Raw genomic sequence first — 15,851 nt, forward strand, 5'->3', positions numbered from 1 at the left:
CGATTGCAGTGAACAAAGGCGCCTTGATGGCGCCTTTGTTGTGAGTGCCTAACGGCTTAGGCCAGTTGCGTGCGCTTACCAGGGATCAGCATAAAAAGCACAATGACGATCAGCGGCAAAATGCTGATATTGACGGCATTCCAGCCAATTGCGCTGATCAATGCACCAGAGGCAAATGAAGCGCTCGCTGCTACCGAACCGTTGCTCAACTCCATCAAACCTTGAGCATGACCCCGCTCAGCCGGTGTATGCCCCTGGGCGAGCAAAGTGGTTCCAGCGATCAACATCAGGTTCCAACCCAGTCCAAGCAAGAACGAGCTGATCAAGAACTGGTCGCGGGCTATACCGCTCATGGCAATAGCCGCACTGACTAACAATACGCCGCTGCCGATCACGGCAACGCGCCGACTCCCCAGCGTATCGACCAAACGCCCGGCGACAAATGCAGGCAGAAACATACCAAGCATGTGCCATTGCATAACCCGTGCACTGGTTTCCAGGGACAGACCGCAGTCGCGCATTGCCAGTGGTGTGGCGTTCATGACCAGAATCATCAGGCCGTGGCCAATGGCAGTCGTGGCGATAGCGGCACGCACCACCGGACGACCCAACAGCTCACGCATGGCTGCCCAGCCGCCGGTGCTTGCAGTCGGTATGGCGCCTTGTGGCAATTGGCTGAGTACGCCAGCAGCAACCAGGGCCAAGGCGGCCATCATCAGATAGGCACCGGTAAAAGGTGTGTCCAATGCATTTTTCGACCAAAGCGCCAGGCTGGGCGCAATCAACGCGGCTATCACGCCACCACCGATCACATAGGCGCTGGCGCGTCCTCTGGCTGACTCGGGTACTGCTTCTAGTGCGGCAAAGCGGTAATACATGGCCGAAGCCTGGTAGGCACCAATAGGCAGGGCTCCCAGGCACAGAATGCTGAAGTCTCCCAGCCACACGCCCCATGCGCTGATCAAGCCGCCGAGCACGCCACTACCAGCACCCAACAGCAAGCCTGCGCGCCTACCATGACGTTGCATGTACAACGACAGTGGCTGAACCGCCAACAGGTTACCCAGCACCAGTAGCGCCAGTGGCAGGGTGGCGAGAATGTTCAATGGCGCGAGCTGTAGGCCGATCAAGGCGGTCAAGGTGATGCCAATCATGGAGCAGCACCAATACAGGGCCTGGCAAATGAATAACCGGCCAATCGTTGCTTGAGTGATCAATACCATATCAGTGATCCTCCTGGGCTGGCCTTGTGTTTGGACGCTCGGGTTCAGGGGGCGATTGCGGCTGCGTTTCAAGCGCCCGGCGCGGGCGTGGCACCAGTTCACCCGAGCAGTTGGGGCATTTAAGCTGTAAACGCTCAGTGGCACAGTTTTGACAGAATGTGCATTCGTAGGAGCAGATAAATGCACTATCGCTGTCCCCGGGCAAATCACGGTTACAGCATTCGCAGTCTGGGCGTAATTCGAGCATGAAAAGTCCTTACCTCAGGGTTGTGAAGTATCAGTGGTGGATCAGCAAGGGATTGGTCGGACACTGAGTGTCCAAGACAAGCTAGTCAGGTAAAGCGCTGCGCATATTCCTGCGGGCTTACTGACAAATGCTTCTGGAAAGTACGGCGCAGGTTTTCCGGGTGACCAAATCCGGTGAGCCTGGACACGGTACTGATTGAGGCCTGTGCGTCCTGCAGTAAATTGCGGGCGGCTTCCAGGCGGACCTTCTCGACGTATTTGCCGGGGCCAACGCCAAGTTCCTGGATAAACACCCGTGACAGGGTTCGTGGCGTCATGCAGGCTTGCGCGGCCAAAACCTCAAGGCTCAAGTCTTCACCGATTCGGGTTGGAATCCAATCAAGCAGCGCCGCCAAGCGCGGTGTCCGGCTTGGCTCCGGGCTGAGCAGGGCGCTGAATTGTGCTTGACCACCAGGGCGGCGCAGAAACATCACCAGGCGACGGGCAACGGCCAAGGCGATTACCCGGCCCAAATCCGCTTCGATCAAGGCCAGCGCAAGGTCTATTCCCGCCGTCACGCCCGCCGAGGTGAACAGATGGGCATTGCCTTGTGTGTCATGGGCGTCATAGGTATGCAACTGGTCAGCGAGCACTTCGATATTCGGATGATCACGACGCAAGGTCTCCACGTCTGCCCAGTGGGTAGTGGCGCGACGGCCATCAAGCAGGCCGCTGGCAGCCAGGATCAACGCGCCGGAGCAAACCGAGCCGAGCCTACGGATCTGTGGTTCGGCCGAGCGCAACCAGTCCAGTAACCGCTGGTTGCACACTTGCTGGTGCTCGCCAATGCCACCAGGAATCAGCAGTGTGTCGATTTCACTGGCCTGGATTTCATCCAGTGCCTGCGCGGCAATAACCTCGATACCGGCGGATGTGCGGATTGGACCTGCCTGCTCAGCCAGCAGCAGGGTTCGGTAATAGGCAGGCAAGCCCTGGCGCTGGCGTTCGACGTTGGCAGAGGCAAAGACCTGCAATGGGCCTATTGCATCAAGGCTCATGAAGTCGGGATAAATCAGGCAGGCAATTGTTTTAAGCGCATCCATGGGGCGTTCCGATCAAGATTGACTCGATGAGCGATGGATACAGTGTGCGCTCAAGGGTTATATGGCAACAAGGACAGTAATCCCACAGATATTGCCAAATATCTTGATGTAGAACAGGTCTTCCCGGCAGAAGCAGGCAAACATTCAGGCACCGCTGCGCTCAAGGATTGCTGAGCGGCGCAGCGGTAGCCTGATAAGCAGGCGGAAGATTAAGCCGGCATGCTCCAAGGTGCGAGGTTGAAACCTTTGCGGCTCAACTCTTCACGAGATTCTGTAAGCACCTTGGCCAGTAGCTCAGGGTTGCTGTATGTGCTGCTCGACAGCTTGGTACGGCCCAGAAGGCGCGTGCTGGTGTGGTCGAGGACAGTCAGTGTCAGCTCGTCGGAGCCGTTTTGTGGCGACCAGGCCACACAGTGGAACGGTTGGAAGGCGCGGTCGACAATCAGTAGTGCTTCGTTGCAACGCAATTGTGCGTCCATTGGGTCAGTGACTCCTAGTTAGTCCCAAAAATGTGAAAGCCAGCAAGAGCGCGTCTTTACTGACTCTTCACAGTGTTGATGACCGGTGTTGACCCGGAAGTCACATATCAGTTCGAAAAAAGATGGATTTTTGCATTAAAAATGTGTTTGCACTGATCGGCGGCAATAAAACGCGAGATTTTTTGTTTTTTATTGCCCAATCAAGTGGGCTTGATTCAGGGTTAATCAAAGGCTTATCAGACGATCTTGAGACTCAAAGTGGGATCAACCCGTGGCCTAGCCGACCGGTTTCTGTCAGTTCAAGGAACTCATCGCCCAGGCGCTGGCTTTCCTGCATGGCGACGCGCCAGTAACGTTCACGACTGGCATCGTCCCCCAGGAAACGGGTGAAGTCTTTACGGTCCGGCAGTTTGCCGTAGGGCAGGTTGGCCAAGTACTCATTGGAAGGGGCCAGCAACACCACATTCTTCAGCCGTTCGCTATTGCCGCGACGCCAGGGCATGGTCTTGTCGAACCAGCCCGGGATGACCTTGTCGGTGAAGTGCGGATACAAGACGATATCGTCGCCGTTGTACGGCAGGTCCAGGTGGTAATCAAGCAAGCCACCATCGCGATAAGTACCATCACCTGCTCCTGGAATGTTGCGCACGCCTTCCATCACCATTGGGATAGAGCCCGAGGCCAATAGCGCGTGGCGCAGGTTGCCGGCATCAAGGGTCAAGTAACGCGAAGGGAAGTCGGTGAGCGGATGGAGGGGCGGGGCAAGCCTGGCGTCATGCAGAATGACTCGCTCAAAGTGGCGTGCCAGGCGTGAGCGTGCCAGCATGTTGTTGCCGATTACCGAGGACAGCCCCAGTCCCAGCATGCCACGGTGATCGTGGGCGAGCAGGCCGTGGCTTTTAACCACGACAATGTTGAGCCGGTAATGCGGGTTGTTCAGAACAGCTGTGTCCTGGCATTCGAGCAATTCATCAAGCATGACCCGGCAGCTGTGGGAGATCTCTGCCATGGTCACGCCTTTGGCAAAGCGTTGCGAGGTGTACAGCTCGCCCAGGCGGCGTATACCTTGCGCAGCATCCGGCAGGCAGGCACTGGCAAAGCGCCAGGAGCCGATGGAGGCACCGATCAGCGAGCGCTCGCGGGGTGCTTTCGGCAACCACTCCCCGAAGAGGGCGAGATCAAGTCCTTGAATCCCCAGCGCCTTGGGGCCGCCTGCTGCGCCTGGCAAAATACTGATATCAGCAGGTTGCAAGCCGCGTTCTTGAATACGCGCCATGGCCTGTGACCCTGCTTTGATTGTCAGGGCAGGGGTTTTGATAATAATCGCGCTCATGTTGGTCTCCATCACCCAAGGCAGCGATTATAGAGGGTATGGCACGCAGGCCAAGTGACTTCAGCAGGTGAATGACAGGCTCTAACTTAGGCCTTTTCCTACCTTTGCTGTCGGCTTGCGTAGGCTAATTCAGGTTGGTTTAAGTCAAGCTGCGTAAGCTGCACAGCATCGACAGTAACCTTATGGGAGACCGACCATGAAACGCCTTGCCACTGTTAGCATGATCGCCGTGCTCGGGCTTTGTACTGGCATCGCCAACGCCCGCGACCTGGGTCCGGATGAAGCGCTTAAATTGCGGGACGCGGGAACCATCAAGGACTTCCAGGCACTCAACCAGAGCGTGTTGAAGCTGCATCCCGGTGGCCGCATCAGCGAAACTGAACTTGAGCACGAATACGGCAAATATGTCTATCAGCTTGAGGTCATGGACAAAGACGGCATCAAATGGGATGTCGAGCTCGATGCCACTACTGGCAAAGTGCTAAAAAACCATCAGGACGATTAAATACACTTCGGGCCTGCGTCCGCTCGGACGGCCGTCGGCGTGACCTTTAATTCAGAGGTTTTTAATGAAAGTCCTGGCTAGAACCTTTCTGTTGGCAGGGTTGCTTGCTTTGGCCCTGTCGCAGGGTGCATATGCGCGTGACCTCGATCAGGATGAAGCCTTGCGTCTGCGCCGTGAAGGCGTGATACAGCCACTCGAGCAATTGATGCGGCCGGCCATGGAGCGTTATCCGCAAGCGACCTTGCTGGAAGCCGAGCTTGAGGAAGAGGATGATGTACTAGTCTATGAAATCGAGCTCCTGACCCAGCAAGGCCAGGTGCGAGAATTGGAACTGGATGCCCGGGATGGGCGAATCCTGAAGGATGAGGAAGACGACTGAATGCGCTTGTTGCTGGTAGAAGATCATGTTCCATTGGCCGATGAATTGCTCGCCAGCCTGACTGCGCAAGGCTATGCCGTGGATTGGCTGGCCGATGGCCGCGATGCGGTTTATCAAGGGGCGAGCGAGCCCTATGATTTGATAATCCTGGACTTGGGATTGCCCGGCCTGCCAGGCCTTGAGGTGTTGCAACAATGGCGCAGCGGCGCATTGGCAACGCCGGTGTTGATACTGACCGCCCGTGATTCCTGGTCTGATCGCATTGCAGGCTTGAAAGCCGGAGCAGACGACTACCTGAGTAAACCCTTTCACCCCGAAGAATTACAGCTGCGCATTCAGGCTTTGTTGCGACGCGCACGTGGCCTGGCCAACCAGCCACAGCTCGAGGCTGCTGGCCTGCAACTTGATGAAGGGCGGCAAAGTGTTGTCTGCCAGGGCACCGAGATTGATCTCACCGCTGCCGAGTTTCGCTTGTTGCGCTACTTCATGATGCACCCGGGAAAAATCCTCTCCAAAAGCCACTTGGCCGATCATTTATATGACGGTGAAACCGAGCGCGATTCCAATGTGATCGAAGTGCATGTCAACCACCTGCGCCGTAAGCTCGGCCGGGAAGTGATCGAAACCCGGCGTGGCCAAGGCTATCGATTCGGCAGTGCCAGCGCTTGAAGTCCATTCAGCGGCGTCTAAGCTTGGGGCTTGTCGCGGTCCTGGTGGTTGTTGGCTTGTTGCTGGCGCAAGCCTTGTTGTGGGTGTTCGAGCACAGCCTGCGCGAGCAGATAGAAGTCAGGCTCAAAGACGAAGCCGAGTCGCTGATCGTTGCAATGGTGCGTGGCCCACAGGGTTTCCAACTGAGCGAGCAACGCCTGAGCGCGGCGTACAAGCGGCCCTATTCAGGGCTGTATTTCCGTATTGATTTTGCCGACACAACCTGGCGTTCCCGTTCCCTGTGGGATAGCGAGTTGCAGCCGGGCGATAAGCCGGGGTTGCAGGAAGGTTTGAGCCAAGGCCCCCAGGATCAGCAGTTGTTGACCTATCGAGGCGACTATCAACGCTTCGGCCAGAAACTGGTCATCTACGTGGCCGAGGATTACACGCCCATTCTCAAAAGCGTCCGCAATGTCCAGGTCATAGGCCTTGGACTTGGGCTCGGCGCCTTGCTGCTGATCCTGATCCTGCAGCGCAGCATCGTTCGCCGGGCATTTGGGCCGCTGGAGAACACCCGCAAGCAGATTGCCCAATTGCAGCAAGGCCAGCTCAATGAATTGGACAGCCAGGTGCCGATTGAGCTGGAGCCGCTGGTCGAGCAAATCAACCATCTACTGGCGCATACCGAAGAAACGCTGCGCCGCTCACGCAATGCATTGGGCAACCTCGGTCATGCATTGAAAACACCGCTTGCGGTATTGGTGAACCTGTCATCGCGCAGCGAGCTTGAAGCCCATCCAGCGCTGCGCAAGAAGCTCGAAGAAGCACTTGAGCAAATCGAGCAGCGGTTGAGCCGTGAGCTGAATAAAGCCCGGCTTGCTGGCGAGGCATTGCCCGGTGCCCATTTTGATTGTGCTGCCGAGCTGCCCGGACTGTTCAGCACCCTGCAGATGATTCACAACCGCGGTTTACAGCTTGATTGGAATGCCCCGGCAGGATTGCGCCTGCCCTGGGATCGTGAAGACCTGCTCGAGCTGTTGGGTAACCTGCTGGATAACGCCTGTAAATGGGCTGATTCCAAGGTGCAGCTGCAGCTAAGCCAGGGCAGCGATGGTTATCGCCTGGTCATTGAGGATGACGGTCCAGGTATCAATGCCGAACGTCGCGAGGATGTACTCAACCGTGGCATTCGCCTTGACGAACAAGTCAGCGGCCATGGCTTAGGGCTGGGGATAGTGCGCGATATCGTTGATGCCTGGGGGGGCGATATTTCCCTGGGGGAAAGCTCACTGGGCGGCTTGAGCGTGTGCATACTGTTGCCGTCCCGGCGGTTGGTGATCAAGGCCAAGTAAGAAACGCTGCGCCTGTTGATCTGCAGTGATGCGGTTATCCGTGGTGTACGGATAACCGCCCACATCCAGCCTAGACGCGGAATTGATCCATCAGGCTTTGTTGCTGGTTGGCAAGGCGGTTGAGGTCCTGGCTGACCTGTGCGGATTCATCGGCCTGGCTGGTGATCGACTCGGTGACATCGCGGATGGAAGCCACGTTGCGATTGATCTCCTCAGCCACCGAGCTTTGCTCTTCAGCGGCGCTGGCAATCTGCAGGTTCATATCGGTAATGATGCTGACTGCCTCACTGATGCGCTGTAGGGCGGCAACGGCATGTTCGACCTGCTCGACGCTGCCCTGAGCCTGGCGGTGACTGCTGTTCATGGTGCTGACCACTTCACGGGTGCCGCTTTGCAGGCCTTCGATGACCTGGCGAATCTCCTCGACTGAATCCTGGGTGCGTTTGGCCAGGCTGCGCACTTCATCGGCAACCACGGCAAAGCCACGGCCTGCTTCACCGGCACGGGCCGCTTCAATCGCGGCATTGAGCGCCAACAGGTTGGTTTGCTCGGCGATGGAGCGAATCACTTCGAGTACCGAGCCGATCTGGTCACTGCTGGCAGCAAGCCCTTCGACTTCTTGCATGGCGACGCTCATCTCATTGGCGAGCAACTCAATGGATGAGGTGGTTTTGTCGATAACGCCGAGCCCATCGCGGGTCGCGTGGTCGGCACTGCGCGCCGCCTCGGCGGCTTGTGCTGCGTTTTGCGCGACATCGTGGGCGGTTGCACTCATTTCCTGGAATGCCGTTGCCACCTGGTCGACTTCACGGAACTGCTGTTGCATCCCCGCGCTGGTCTGGCTGGCAATCGATGCCGACTGGTCGGCGGTCGCCCGAGCGTCTACGACGCTGCGCTTCACCTCGGCGATGATCGGCTGCAGCTTGTCGAGAAAACGGTTGAACCAGCTTGCAAGCTCGCCGAGTTCATCCTCTTTGGTGTAGGCCAGGCGTTTGGTCAGATCGCCTTCACCGCTGGCAATGTCCTTGAGCATGGTCGAGACACCAATGATCGGACGCGTCACGCCGCGTGCGGTCAGCCACATCAGGAGCAAGCCGAGCACTGCCGCAACCAGACCAATGAGCAGAGCTACCGTGCTGTCTTGTGTGCTGCGTTCATCAAGCTGAGCTTGGAGTTTAAGGGCAGGGGCCAGCAAAACCTGTTCCGGTACCTGAATCATCACGCTCCAGGGTTTGGCTTCAGGGATCGGCTTGAATGGCTCGACCACACGTAGCATCTCTGCCTGGTGTAATGCGGCTGATTTCCCGACGCTGACCAGTGCCTGGATTTCGTTGCTTTGCTCGGGAAAGGCTTTGGCCAGCGACTTGCTGAGCATGCTGGCGTCCAGGCTGTGGCCGGCGATCAAGCCTGCCGGGCTGAATATACTGACGTGTGCCTGGCCGTCGTAAAGCTCGCTGCTGGCCTGGGTGCTCAACTGTTGAAGGCTGTCGAGACTGATATCAAGGCCGACCACGCCTATTACTTTGCCCTCGACTTGTAGCGGAAATGCAATGCTGGTCATCAACACTTGCTTGCCTGCAACATCATCGAAGTAAGGCTCCAGTACGCATGCCTGGGCAGTGTCGCGCGGGCAGGTGTACCAGGCGTTGTAAGGATCGCCGCTAGGGCCAGTCTCGGTTTTGTTGAGGTCTTCCTCTGGCAGGGTTTCCGACTCCAGCTGGCCTGGCGTGGACTGCGACCAGTACAAGGAAAACCGACCTTTTTCATTGCTACCCAACTCAGCCTGATCGGAGAACAACTCGTCTTTGCCGTCGAGGGCGTTGGGTTCGAATATCAGGTACAGGCCGAGAATCGCCGGGTTGGCTTCAAGGCTTGTACGTACCTGGCGGGTAAGGTCTTCACGCAGGTCAAAGGCATCGAGGAAGCGTTTCTCGGCTTGTTCGCGCAGGAACAAGATCTGCCGGGAAAACCCCTTGCCGTATTGATAGGAGTCCATGAAATAGCGCTGGATGCGGATTGCCTGCAGTTCCCCGCGCGATTTGAGACGTAGCTCGGCACTGTCTTTAAGCATCTCGCTGCTTGATGAGCTGACCAGGTCGGCACTCTGTTTTGCTTGATAAAGTGATGCACCTACCAACAAGGTCACAATCGCAACCAGGCATAGACCTGCCAGCAAAGTGATTTTGAGTTGGATTGAGAGCCGGTTGAACATCATGCAGTGTCCCTTGTGAAAACCTTTGATACCGGACTATCGGCTAGGTCCTTTATTTCTTTATAGGAAATTCACCTGGGTGACGGTTTTATTGCGTCTGGGCAGCGGGGGCGGGCAAAAATGGTTTTTCAAGTCTCGAAATAAGCTGTTCTGGTGTCGGGTGCACCTGTGAATAATAAAAAGCCCGGAGTTAACCGGGCTGTCATGGCTTGTTGTTACAGGTAGGCGGCTTACATTCCGTTGGTAAATGCTGCCTGGGTCATGTCGATGGACTCGCGGACAGGCTTGAGAGCCTGGGCGTATTTGCCGAGGATGTCGAGGCTGTAATCAATCCGTGCGCGTAAGCGTTGATCATCTTCGGACTGTGGCTCGGGCATGTTCAAAACCTGCTCGGCATGACGCACTATCAAGTGTTCAGGCAGATAGCACAGCCTGCAGTTCTTGTAGCTCGAAGCGCGCAGTTCACTGATTGGGGAACTGCCGCCAATGCCTGACGAAACCCCGACCAGCAACCCTGGCTTGTGTGCGAGTTCGGTTTTGCTGGCGTAGATAAAGAAGTTCTTTATCGCCGGGCAAGCCATGCCATTCCACTCGGGGGCGACGATGATAACGGCGTCAGCACTCTTGAGTTGCTCACTGTAAAGTCCCCAGGGACCATCATCTTCTGCAGGCCAAAGCGGCAGGGGCGCAAGACCCAGGTCGATGACCTGGCTTTGCGCTTCGCTGGTCAGGTTCATTTGCATCAGGCGCTTGCGAAGAAACCGCGCCACCTTTCCCGATTGACTGTTATTGCGACTCGAACCCGCGACAATTGCGATATTAAGCATGCATCACTCCCTGAGTAGAAAAACGCAGGCTAGCGAGTTAGTGGTCTGTACATCAAGTATGCAGGCGACAATTGCACTGGCTGATCAGGCCAAACCCTTGGTAATACTGATTTTTACCGCTTGAAATCGCCGATCAGGCGCCAGTCGGCAAGAAGTTTTGACAGCCCGGAGCGCATGGGGCAGAGTACCCGGCTTTTTTTGCGGATCGCCGAATCGAAGGCGTTTCCAGACCCATTATTTAGTCGAGCTCTAGGGAGCAATTGATGAACGCAGTCATAGCAGCGGTCGGCATCATGCTGGTCCTCAGTTTGTGCAGGGTGCACGTGGTGGTGGCGTTGATCGTCGGCGCATTGGCCGGTGGCATGATTGGCGGCCTTGGCCTCAATGGCTCGCTAGAGGCTTTCAATAACGGCCTGGGTGGCGGTGCCACCGTTGCCTTGTCTTACGCGCTGCTGGGCGCCTTTGCAGTGGCCATCGCCAAGTCAGGCATGGCCCATGCGCTTGCCGATAAAGCCGTGGCCCTGGTTGGTAACAAGGACCAAGGTGGCGCAACGGGGGCATTGAAGTGGTTGTTGATCGCCTTGCTGCTGTGCGTGGCGATTGCGTCGCAGAACGTGTTGCCGATTCACATTGCCTTTATCCCTCTGCTGGTGCCGCCGCTGCTCTATATCTTGAGCAAAATGCAGCTCGACCGGCGTCTGATTGCCTGCGTGCTGACCTTTGGCCTGGTCACGCCCTATATGTTCTTGCCGGTTGGTTTTGGCGGGATTTTCCTCAATGAAATCCTGTTGGCAAACGTTGCCAAGGCTGGGGTTGATGTCACTGGTATCAGTGTGACCCATGCCATGGTGTTGCCTGCCCTGGGGATGTTCTGTGGCTTTTTGGTCGCGGTGCTGTTCAGCTACAGCAAAAAACGTGTGTACGACCTTGAGAAGATCGAACAGGTCGAGAGTGTCGAGGTTAAATACAACCCGCGCAGCCTGCTGGTGGCCGCGGTGGCTGTGGCCGTGGCCTTTGTCGTACAGCTCTGGCTGGACTCGATGATCATCGGTGCGCTGGCCGGTTTCGTGGTGTTTTCGGTATCTGGCGTGGTGCGTTGGAAAGAGGCCGACGGCCTGTTTACCGAAGGTATGAAGATGATGGCCATGATCGGTTTCATCATGATTGCCGCCGCCGGTTTTGCCGAGGTGATGAAGGCCACTGGTGACGTCAAGCACCTGGTTGACGATGCCGCAGCACTAATCGGCAATAACAAGGGTGTGGGCGCATTGCTGATGCTCCTGGTCGGCTTGCTGGTTACCCTGGGGATCGGCTCATCGTTTTCGACCGTGCCGATTATCGCCGCGATCTTCGTGCCGCTGGGCCTGCAACTGGGCTTTAGCCCGCTGGCGATTGTCAGCATCGTTGGTACTGCCGGTGCCTTGGGCGATGCAGGTTCACCAGCATCCGATTCAACCCTGGGGCCGACCTCGGGCTTGAACGTCGACGGCCAGCACAACCATATCTGGGACAGCGTTGTTCCAACATTCCTGCACTACAACATTCCCTTGCTGGTATTCGGCTGGATTGCGGCGATGGTGTTGTGATGCATTGTCCAGCAGTCGGCTTGTAAGATGAATTAGCGCGGCGCCCAAGCAATTGGCCGCCGCGTTTTTATATCGGTTTGCGGCACCCGTTCCAGGTTCAACAGCCCAACTCACCAGCAGCCGGTTGGGGGTTGAGCGTGGTCATTTTCTCCCCAGGCGGCTATAGTGGCATTCCTTGTTGGGGAGTAGCCTGCTCTTGACCTGTGGTCGTAGAGCGTTCGTATCAACATTCTCGGCAGCATGCCGTGGTACGAACACCTTCTGGTTGGCGAGACCAGCGATGCATCCATGCCTGAAGTCGGGCGTGTGGTTGCGTCGTTGTCTCATAGCCCGACTGGACTCTAACCGTGAATCCCATTTCCTTGTTTTTTCTTGCCATGGCCATGTCAACGGACGCTTTTGCAGCGGCCCTTGGTAAAGGCGCAAGCCTGCATAACCCGCGTTTAAGCGAAGCCCTGCGTACAGGCCTGATCTTTGGTGTGATCGAGGCAATAACCCCAGTCATTGGCTGGAGCATTGGCCAGGTTGCCAGCCAATACGTTGAGCGCTGGGATCACTGGATTGCCTTCACCTTGCTCTTGGTGCTGGGCCTGCACATGATCTACAACGGTCTCCATCACGATGACGAATCGCTCGAAAAGCCTAGCCAGCATTCATTCCTGATCCTGGCAGTGACCGCCTTTGCCACCAGCATCGACGCCTTGGCTGTCGGCGTGGGCCTGGCATTTATCGATGTGAATATCTGGGTGGCGGCAGCCTCTATCGGTCTTGCCACGACGGTAATGGTCACTATTGGCGTGATGCTTGGCCGTGTGCTCGGCAATGCAGTTGGCAAGCGTGCGGAAATGATTGGTGGCGTTGTGCTTGTGTTGATCGGCGCTGCGATTCTTTACGAGCATCTGACGGTGTAATCAGGGCGTAAACAAAAATGGAGACCAAAGGGTCTCCATTTTTGTACAGCAGTACAGGCCTAGCCGATGCTGAACTTCGCCAGCAACACAAGCAACGGCTGCGGGTAAACACCGAGGAAGAATGCCAGGAAGGCAACCACCATCAGCATCACGCCGCCGGCACGCTGGCCCCAGTCGAATGGCGCATCGTGGCGATGCAGGTTTGGTTCGACAAGGAACAGGGTGACCATGACCCGCAGGTAATAGAACACGCCAATCGCGCTGCCGAGCACCAGTGCACCGAGCAGCCACCATTGCTGCGATTCGACACCGACACCGATGATGTAGAACTTGCCGATAAAGCCTGCGGTGAGCGGAATACCGGCCAGCGAGAGCATCATCACCGTAAGGACCGCGGTCAGGTAGGGGCGGCGCCAGAACAGGCCACGGTACTCGTACAGAGCGTCTGCATCGCGGCCTTTGTAGGGCGTCGACATCAGGGTGATAACACCGAAGGCGCCGAGGGTGGTCAGCACATACATGGCCAGGTAGACCGCCACCGCTTCAATTGCCAGGCCATTGCTGGCAATCAGGGCGATCAGCAAATAACCGAAGTGAGCGATGGATGAATAACCGAGCAGTCGCTTGATGTTGTTTTGCAGAAGCGCCAGCAGGTTACCGAAGAGTATCGACGCGATGGCGAGAACCGTCAGCAACTCTGTCAGCCAGCCGCCACTTGCAGCGGGCGAAACCTCGTAGAGGCGCAACAGCACGGCGAACACCGCCACCTTGCTCGCGGTAGCCAAGAAGGCTGCGACAGGAGCAGGAGCGCCCTCATAGACGTCTGCTGTCCACAGGTGGAAAGGCACCAGTGACAATTTGAAGGCCAGGCCGACCAGCATCATGCCAAAGCCGACTTCGACCAACAGGCTGGGTGCGCCACCGGCCACCGCTTGACCGATACCGGCAAAGCTCATGCTGCCAGACTCGGCATAGAGCAGCGCCATGCCGAACAAGAGGAAGGCCGAGCCTGCCGCCGAGAGCACCATATATTTAATGCCGGCTTCAAGTGAGCGCTTGTTGAAGAAGGCATAGGCGATCATCCCGTAACTTGGTACGGACAACAGTTCAAGGCCAATAAACAGCCCCGCCAGGTGCTGGGCGCTGACCAGGACCAGGCCACCAGCCGCGCTGAGCAGTATCAGCAAGTACAGCTCTTCGCGGTTTCCGGGATAGCCCTTGCCGGATTCACCGCCCAGGTAGGCATGAATCAAGGTCACGCAGGCCAGGGTCGATGCCAGCACCAGTACCATGTAGAAACAGGCGAACTTGTCCACCATCAACAGCGGTGTTACCTGTAATGGCGCAACGCTGGTGGCGGCAAACACTGAAAGCAGTGCCAGGTTCAGGCCAATGACCGAAAGGCCAAAGGTCATGGCGTGATTGCGCTTCCAGGCAATCCCCAGCATTACCGCGACAATAGTCAGGCTGGTGATCAGCAGTGGCAGCAGGGCGAGTAGATGTTGAGTCGTGAAGTCCATAAAACTGCTTACCGAGCCTGATCAAGTTGATTAAACGCGCTGCTCATCCACTGCACTACACCGTGGGTGCTGGCGGCGGAGGTGTCGAGCACCGGCTGCGGGTAAACGCCGAGCAATACCAGCAGGCCTGCAAGACCCAGAACCATGGTCAGCTCGCGTGCTTTCAAGCCGAGCAAGGGCTCATCTGATTTGCTCGGGCCAAAGTAGGCGCGGTGAATCATGATCAGCGAGTAGACCGAGCCAAACACCAGGCCGGTCGCTGCGATCGAGGTGACCCATGGGGCACCGGGGAAGCTACCAATGAGAATCAGGAACTCGCCGACGAAATTCCCCGTGCCGGGCATGCCCAATGCTGCAGCGGCAAAGAACAGGCTGATTGCCGGGAGCCAAGGCATGCGCCCCCAGATACCGCCCATTTGACGCATATCGCGGGTGCCCAGGCGCTCGTACAACTGACCGCAGAGGATGAACAATGCGGCAGCTGAAAGACCGTGGGCCATCATCTGCACCACGGCGCCTTGCATGGCGATCTCACTGCCCGAATAGATGGCGATCAGTACAAAGCCCATGTGCGAAACGCTGGAGTAGGCGATCAAGCGCTTGATATCCGTCTGGGCAAAGGACAGCAGTGCGCCGTAGATAATCGCAAATACGCCCAGATACATGGCGATCGGAGCGAATTCCGCCGATGCATTGGGAAACAACGGCAAGGAAAAGCGGATCAGGCCATAGGCCGCAGTCTTGAGCAATATACCCGCCAGGTCGACCGAGCCCGCCGTTGGCGCTTGCGCATGGGCGTCAGGCAGCCAGGAGTGAAAGGGCACCACCGGAAACTTGACCGCGAAGGCGACGAAGAAGCCGAGCATCAACAGGTATTCAGTGTGCGGGGCGAACTGGGTGCGCAACAGGTCGGCGTAGTTGAATGTCCAGTCGCCTGTCTGCTGGAAGTGGATGAATACCAGGCTCAGTATCGCGATGAGCATCACCAAGCCGCTGGCCTGGGTGTAGATGAAGAACTTGGTTGCCGCGTTGATCCGGGTCTTGCCTTCGCTGCCACTGTGTCCCCACAGGGCAATCAGGAAGTACATGGGCACCAGCATCATTTCCCAGAAGAAGAAAAACAGGAACAGGTCGACGGCGAGGAATACGCCGACCACGCCGCCGAGAATCCACATCAGGTTGAGATGGAAGAAGCCTACCCGGTTCTGGATTTCATTCCAGGAGCAGAGTACCGATAACACGCCGAGCAGACCGGTTAGCACTACCATGAGTACCGACAAGCCATCCATCGCCAAATGGATGGTGATGCCCATGCGTGGGATCCACTGCATCTTGAACTCGTGCGCCCAGACAGGATCGCCGCCCGGGGCTGGGGCAAGGGTGAAGTCACCGGTGATCCACAGCCAGAGCGCCAACACAAAGAGCGAAAGCATGGTGAACAGGGCAATCCAGCGCGGCAGCGTGTTGCTGTAGCGTTCGAATTGCCAGCACAAAAGGCCGCCAATAAAGGGGATAAGGATTAGCCAGGGCAGAATCATGACTGTCGGT

14 protein-coding genes, 2 pseudogenes and 1 riboswitch are annotated in these 15,851 nt (G+C 57.0%); of the genes and pseudogenes, 6 read left to right on the forward strand and 10 right to left on the reverse strand.

Translation table 11 applies throughout. From position 1 onward, the window contains the following. Nucleotides 1-56 precede the first annotated feature (56 nt). The 5 genes from PSES9_RS0103065 to PSES9_RS0103080 all read right to left on the reverse strand — a co-directional run bounded on the left by PSES9_RS0103065 (nucleotide 57) and on the right by PSES9_RS0103080 (nucleotide 4,363). Nucleotides 57-1,223 carry an MFS transporter gene (locus tag PSES9_RS0103065; protein ID WP_010483870.1) on the reverse strand — a complete coding sequence of 389 codons (1,167 nt, stop codon included), beginning with the start codon at nucleotides 1,221-1,223 and terminating at the stop codon, nucleotides 57-59. Between the two features lies 1 nt (nucleotide 1,224). Continuing rightward, nucleotides 1,225-1,470: a DUF1272 domain-containing protein gene (locus PSES9_RS24450; protein ID WP_010483872.1), complete on the reverse strand. Its 246-nt coding sequence runs from the start codon at nucleotides 1,468-1,470 to the stop codon at nucleotides 1,225-1,227. A gap of 85 nt (nucleotides 1,471-1,555) precedes the next feature. Continuing rightward, on the reverse strand, nucleotides 1,556-2,551 hold the full coding sequence (locus PSES9_RS0103070; RefSeq protein ID WP_010483874.1) for a GlxA family transcriptional regulator: 996 nt from the start codon (nucleotides 2,549-2,551) through the stop codon (nucleotides 1,556-1,558). A 209-nt stretch (nucleotides 2,552-2,760) separates the two neighbouring features. Further along, a complete protein-coding gene (locus PSES9_RS0103075) occupies nucleotides 2,761-3,030 on the reverse strand; it encodes a hypothetical protein (protein WP_010483876.1) in 270 nt (89 codons plus the stop codon). Nucleotides 3,031-3,283: 253 nt separating this feature from the next. After that, the gene (locus tag PSES9_RS0103080) at nucleotides 3,284-4,363 is read right to left on the reverse strand and encodes a patatin-like phospholipase family protein (RefSeq protein ID WP_010483878.1); all 1,080 of its coding nucleotides are present in this window, start codon (nucleotides 4,361-4,363) and stop codon (nucleotides 3,284-3,286) included. A 196-nt stretch (nucleotides 4,364-4,559) separates the two neighbouring features. On the opposite strand from PSES9_RS0103080, the gene PSES9_RS0103085 reads away from it, so the two are divergent. The 4 genes from PSES9_RS0103085 to PSES9_RS0103100 all read left to right on the forward strand — a co-directional run bounded on the left by PSES9_RS0103085 (nucleotide 4,560) and on the right by PSES9_RS0103100 (nucleotide 7,247). Then, on the forward strand, nucleotides 4,560-4,868 hold the full coding sequence (locus PSES9_RS0103085; protein WP_010483880.1) for a PepSY domain-containing protein: 309 nt from the start codon (nucleotides 4,560-4,562) through the stop codon (nucleotides 4,866-4,868). Between the two features lie 64 nt (nucleotides 4,869-4,932). Continuing rightward, the gene (locus tag PSES9_RS0103090) at nucleotides 4,933-5,247 is read left to right on the forward strand and encodes a PepSY domain-containing protein (RefSeq protein ID WP_010483882.1); all 315 of its coding nucleotides are present in this window, start codon (nucleotides 4,933-4,935) and stop codon (nucleotides 5,245-5,247) included. Then, a complete protein-coding gene (locus PSES9_RS0103095; RefSeq protein WP_010483884.1) occupies nucleotides 5,248-5,916 on the forward strand; it encodes a response regulator transcription factor in 669 nt (222 codons plus the stop codon). It abuts the gene before it with no gap. Next, the gene (locus PSES9_RS0103100; RefSeq protein ID WP_029529343.1) at nucleotides 5,913-7,247 is read left to right on the forward strand and encodes a sensor histidine kinase; all 1,335 of its coding nucleotides are present in this window, start codon (nucleotides 5,913-5,915) and stop codon (nucleotides 7,245-7,247) included. The genes PSES9_RS0103095 and PSES9_RS0103100 overlap by 4 nt, the downstream gene beginning before the upstream one ends. A gap of 70 nt (nucleotides 7,248-7,317) precedes the next feature. On the opposite strand, the pseudogene PSES9_RS25625 reads toward PSES9_RS0103100, so the two are convergent. The 3 genes and pseudogenes from PSES9_RS25625 to PSES9_RS0103110 all read right to left on the reverse strand — a co-directional run. Beyond that, nucleotides 7,318-7,833: pseudogene (locus PSES9_RS25625) on the reverse strand (methyl-accepting chemotaxis protein); the annotation flags it as partial. A 390-nt stretch (nucleotides 7,834-8,223) separates the two neighbouring features. Then, nucleotides 8,224-9,462 (reverse strand): annotated as a pseudogene (locus tag PSES9_RS25630) (PDC sensor domain-containing protein); the annotation flags it as partial. Nucleotides 9,463-9,689: 227 nt separating this feature from the next. Further along, on the reverse strand, nucleotides 9,690-10,286 hold the full coding sequence (locus PSES9_RS0103110; RefSeq protein WP_010483887.1) for an NADPH-dependent FMN reductase: 597 nt from the start codon (nucleotides 10,284-10,286) through the stop codon (nucleotides 9,690-9,692). Nucleotides 10,287-10,549: 263 nt separating this feature from the next. Here PSES9_RS0103110 and PSES9_RS0103115 point away from each other — a divergent pair, with 263 nt between their 5' ends. After that, nucleotides 10,550-11,872, forward strand: a complete 1,323-nt coding sequence (locus tag PSES9_RS0103115; protein ID WP_010483889.1) for a Na+/H+ antiporter family protein — start codon at nucleotides 10,550-10,552, stop codon at nucleotides 11,870-11,872. A 173-nt stretch (nucleotides 11,873-12,045) separates the two neighbouring features. Then, nucleotides 12,046-12,212, forward strand: a riboswitch (yybP-ykoY riboswitch). Between the two features lie 7 nt (nucleotides 12,213-12,219). Then, nucleotides 12,220-12,783, forward strand: coding sequence for a manganese efflux pump MntP (gene mntP, locus PSES9_RS0103120; RefSeq protein ID WP_010483891.1), 564 nt, complete (start codon nucleotides 12,220-12,222; stop codon nucleotides 12,781-12,783). A gap of 59 nt (nucleotides 12,784-12,842) precedes the next feature. Here the strand turns inward: mntP and nuoN are convergent, their stop codons facing one another. Next, complete coding sequence (gene nuoN / locus PSES9_RS0103125) at nucleotides 12,843-14,303, reverse strand: NADH-quinone oxidoreductase subunit NuoN (RefSeq protein WP_010483892.1); 1,461 nt, start codon at nucleotides 14,301-14,303, stop codon at nucleotides 12,843-12,845. Between the two features lie 8 nt (nucleotides 14,304-14,311). Then, complete coding sequence (gene nuoM / locus PSES9_RS0103130; protein ID WP_010483894.1) at nucleotides 14,312-15,841, reverse strand: NADH-quinone oxidoreductase subunit M; 1,530 nt, start codon at nucleotides 15,839-15,841, stop codon at nucleotides 14,312-14,314. Nucleotides 15,842-15,851: the final 10 nt, after the last annotated feature.

Origin of the sequence: Pseudomonas sp. S9, assembly GCF_000222125.1 — a bacterium.
In the GTDB taxonomy this organism is placed as follows: Bacteria; Pseudomonadota; Gammaproteobacteria; order Pseudomonadales; family Pseudomonadaceae; genus Aquipseudomonas; species Aquipseudomonas segetis.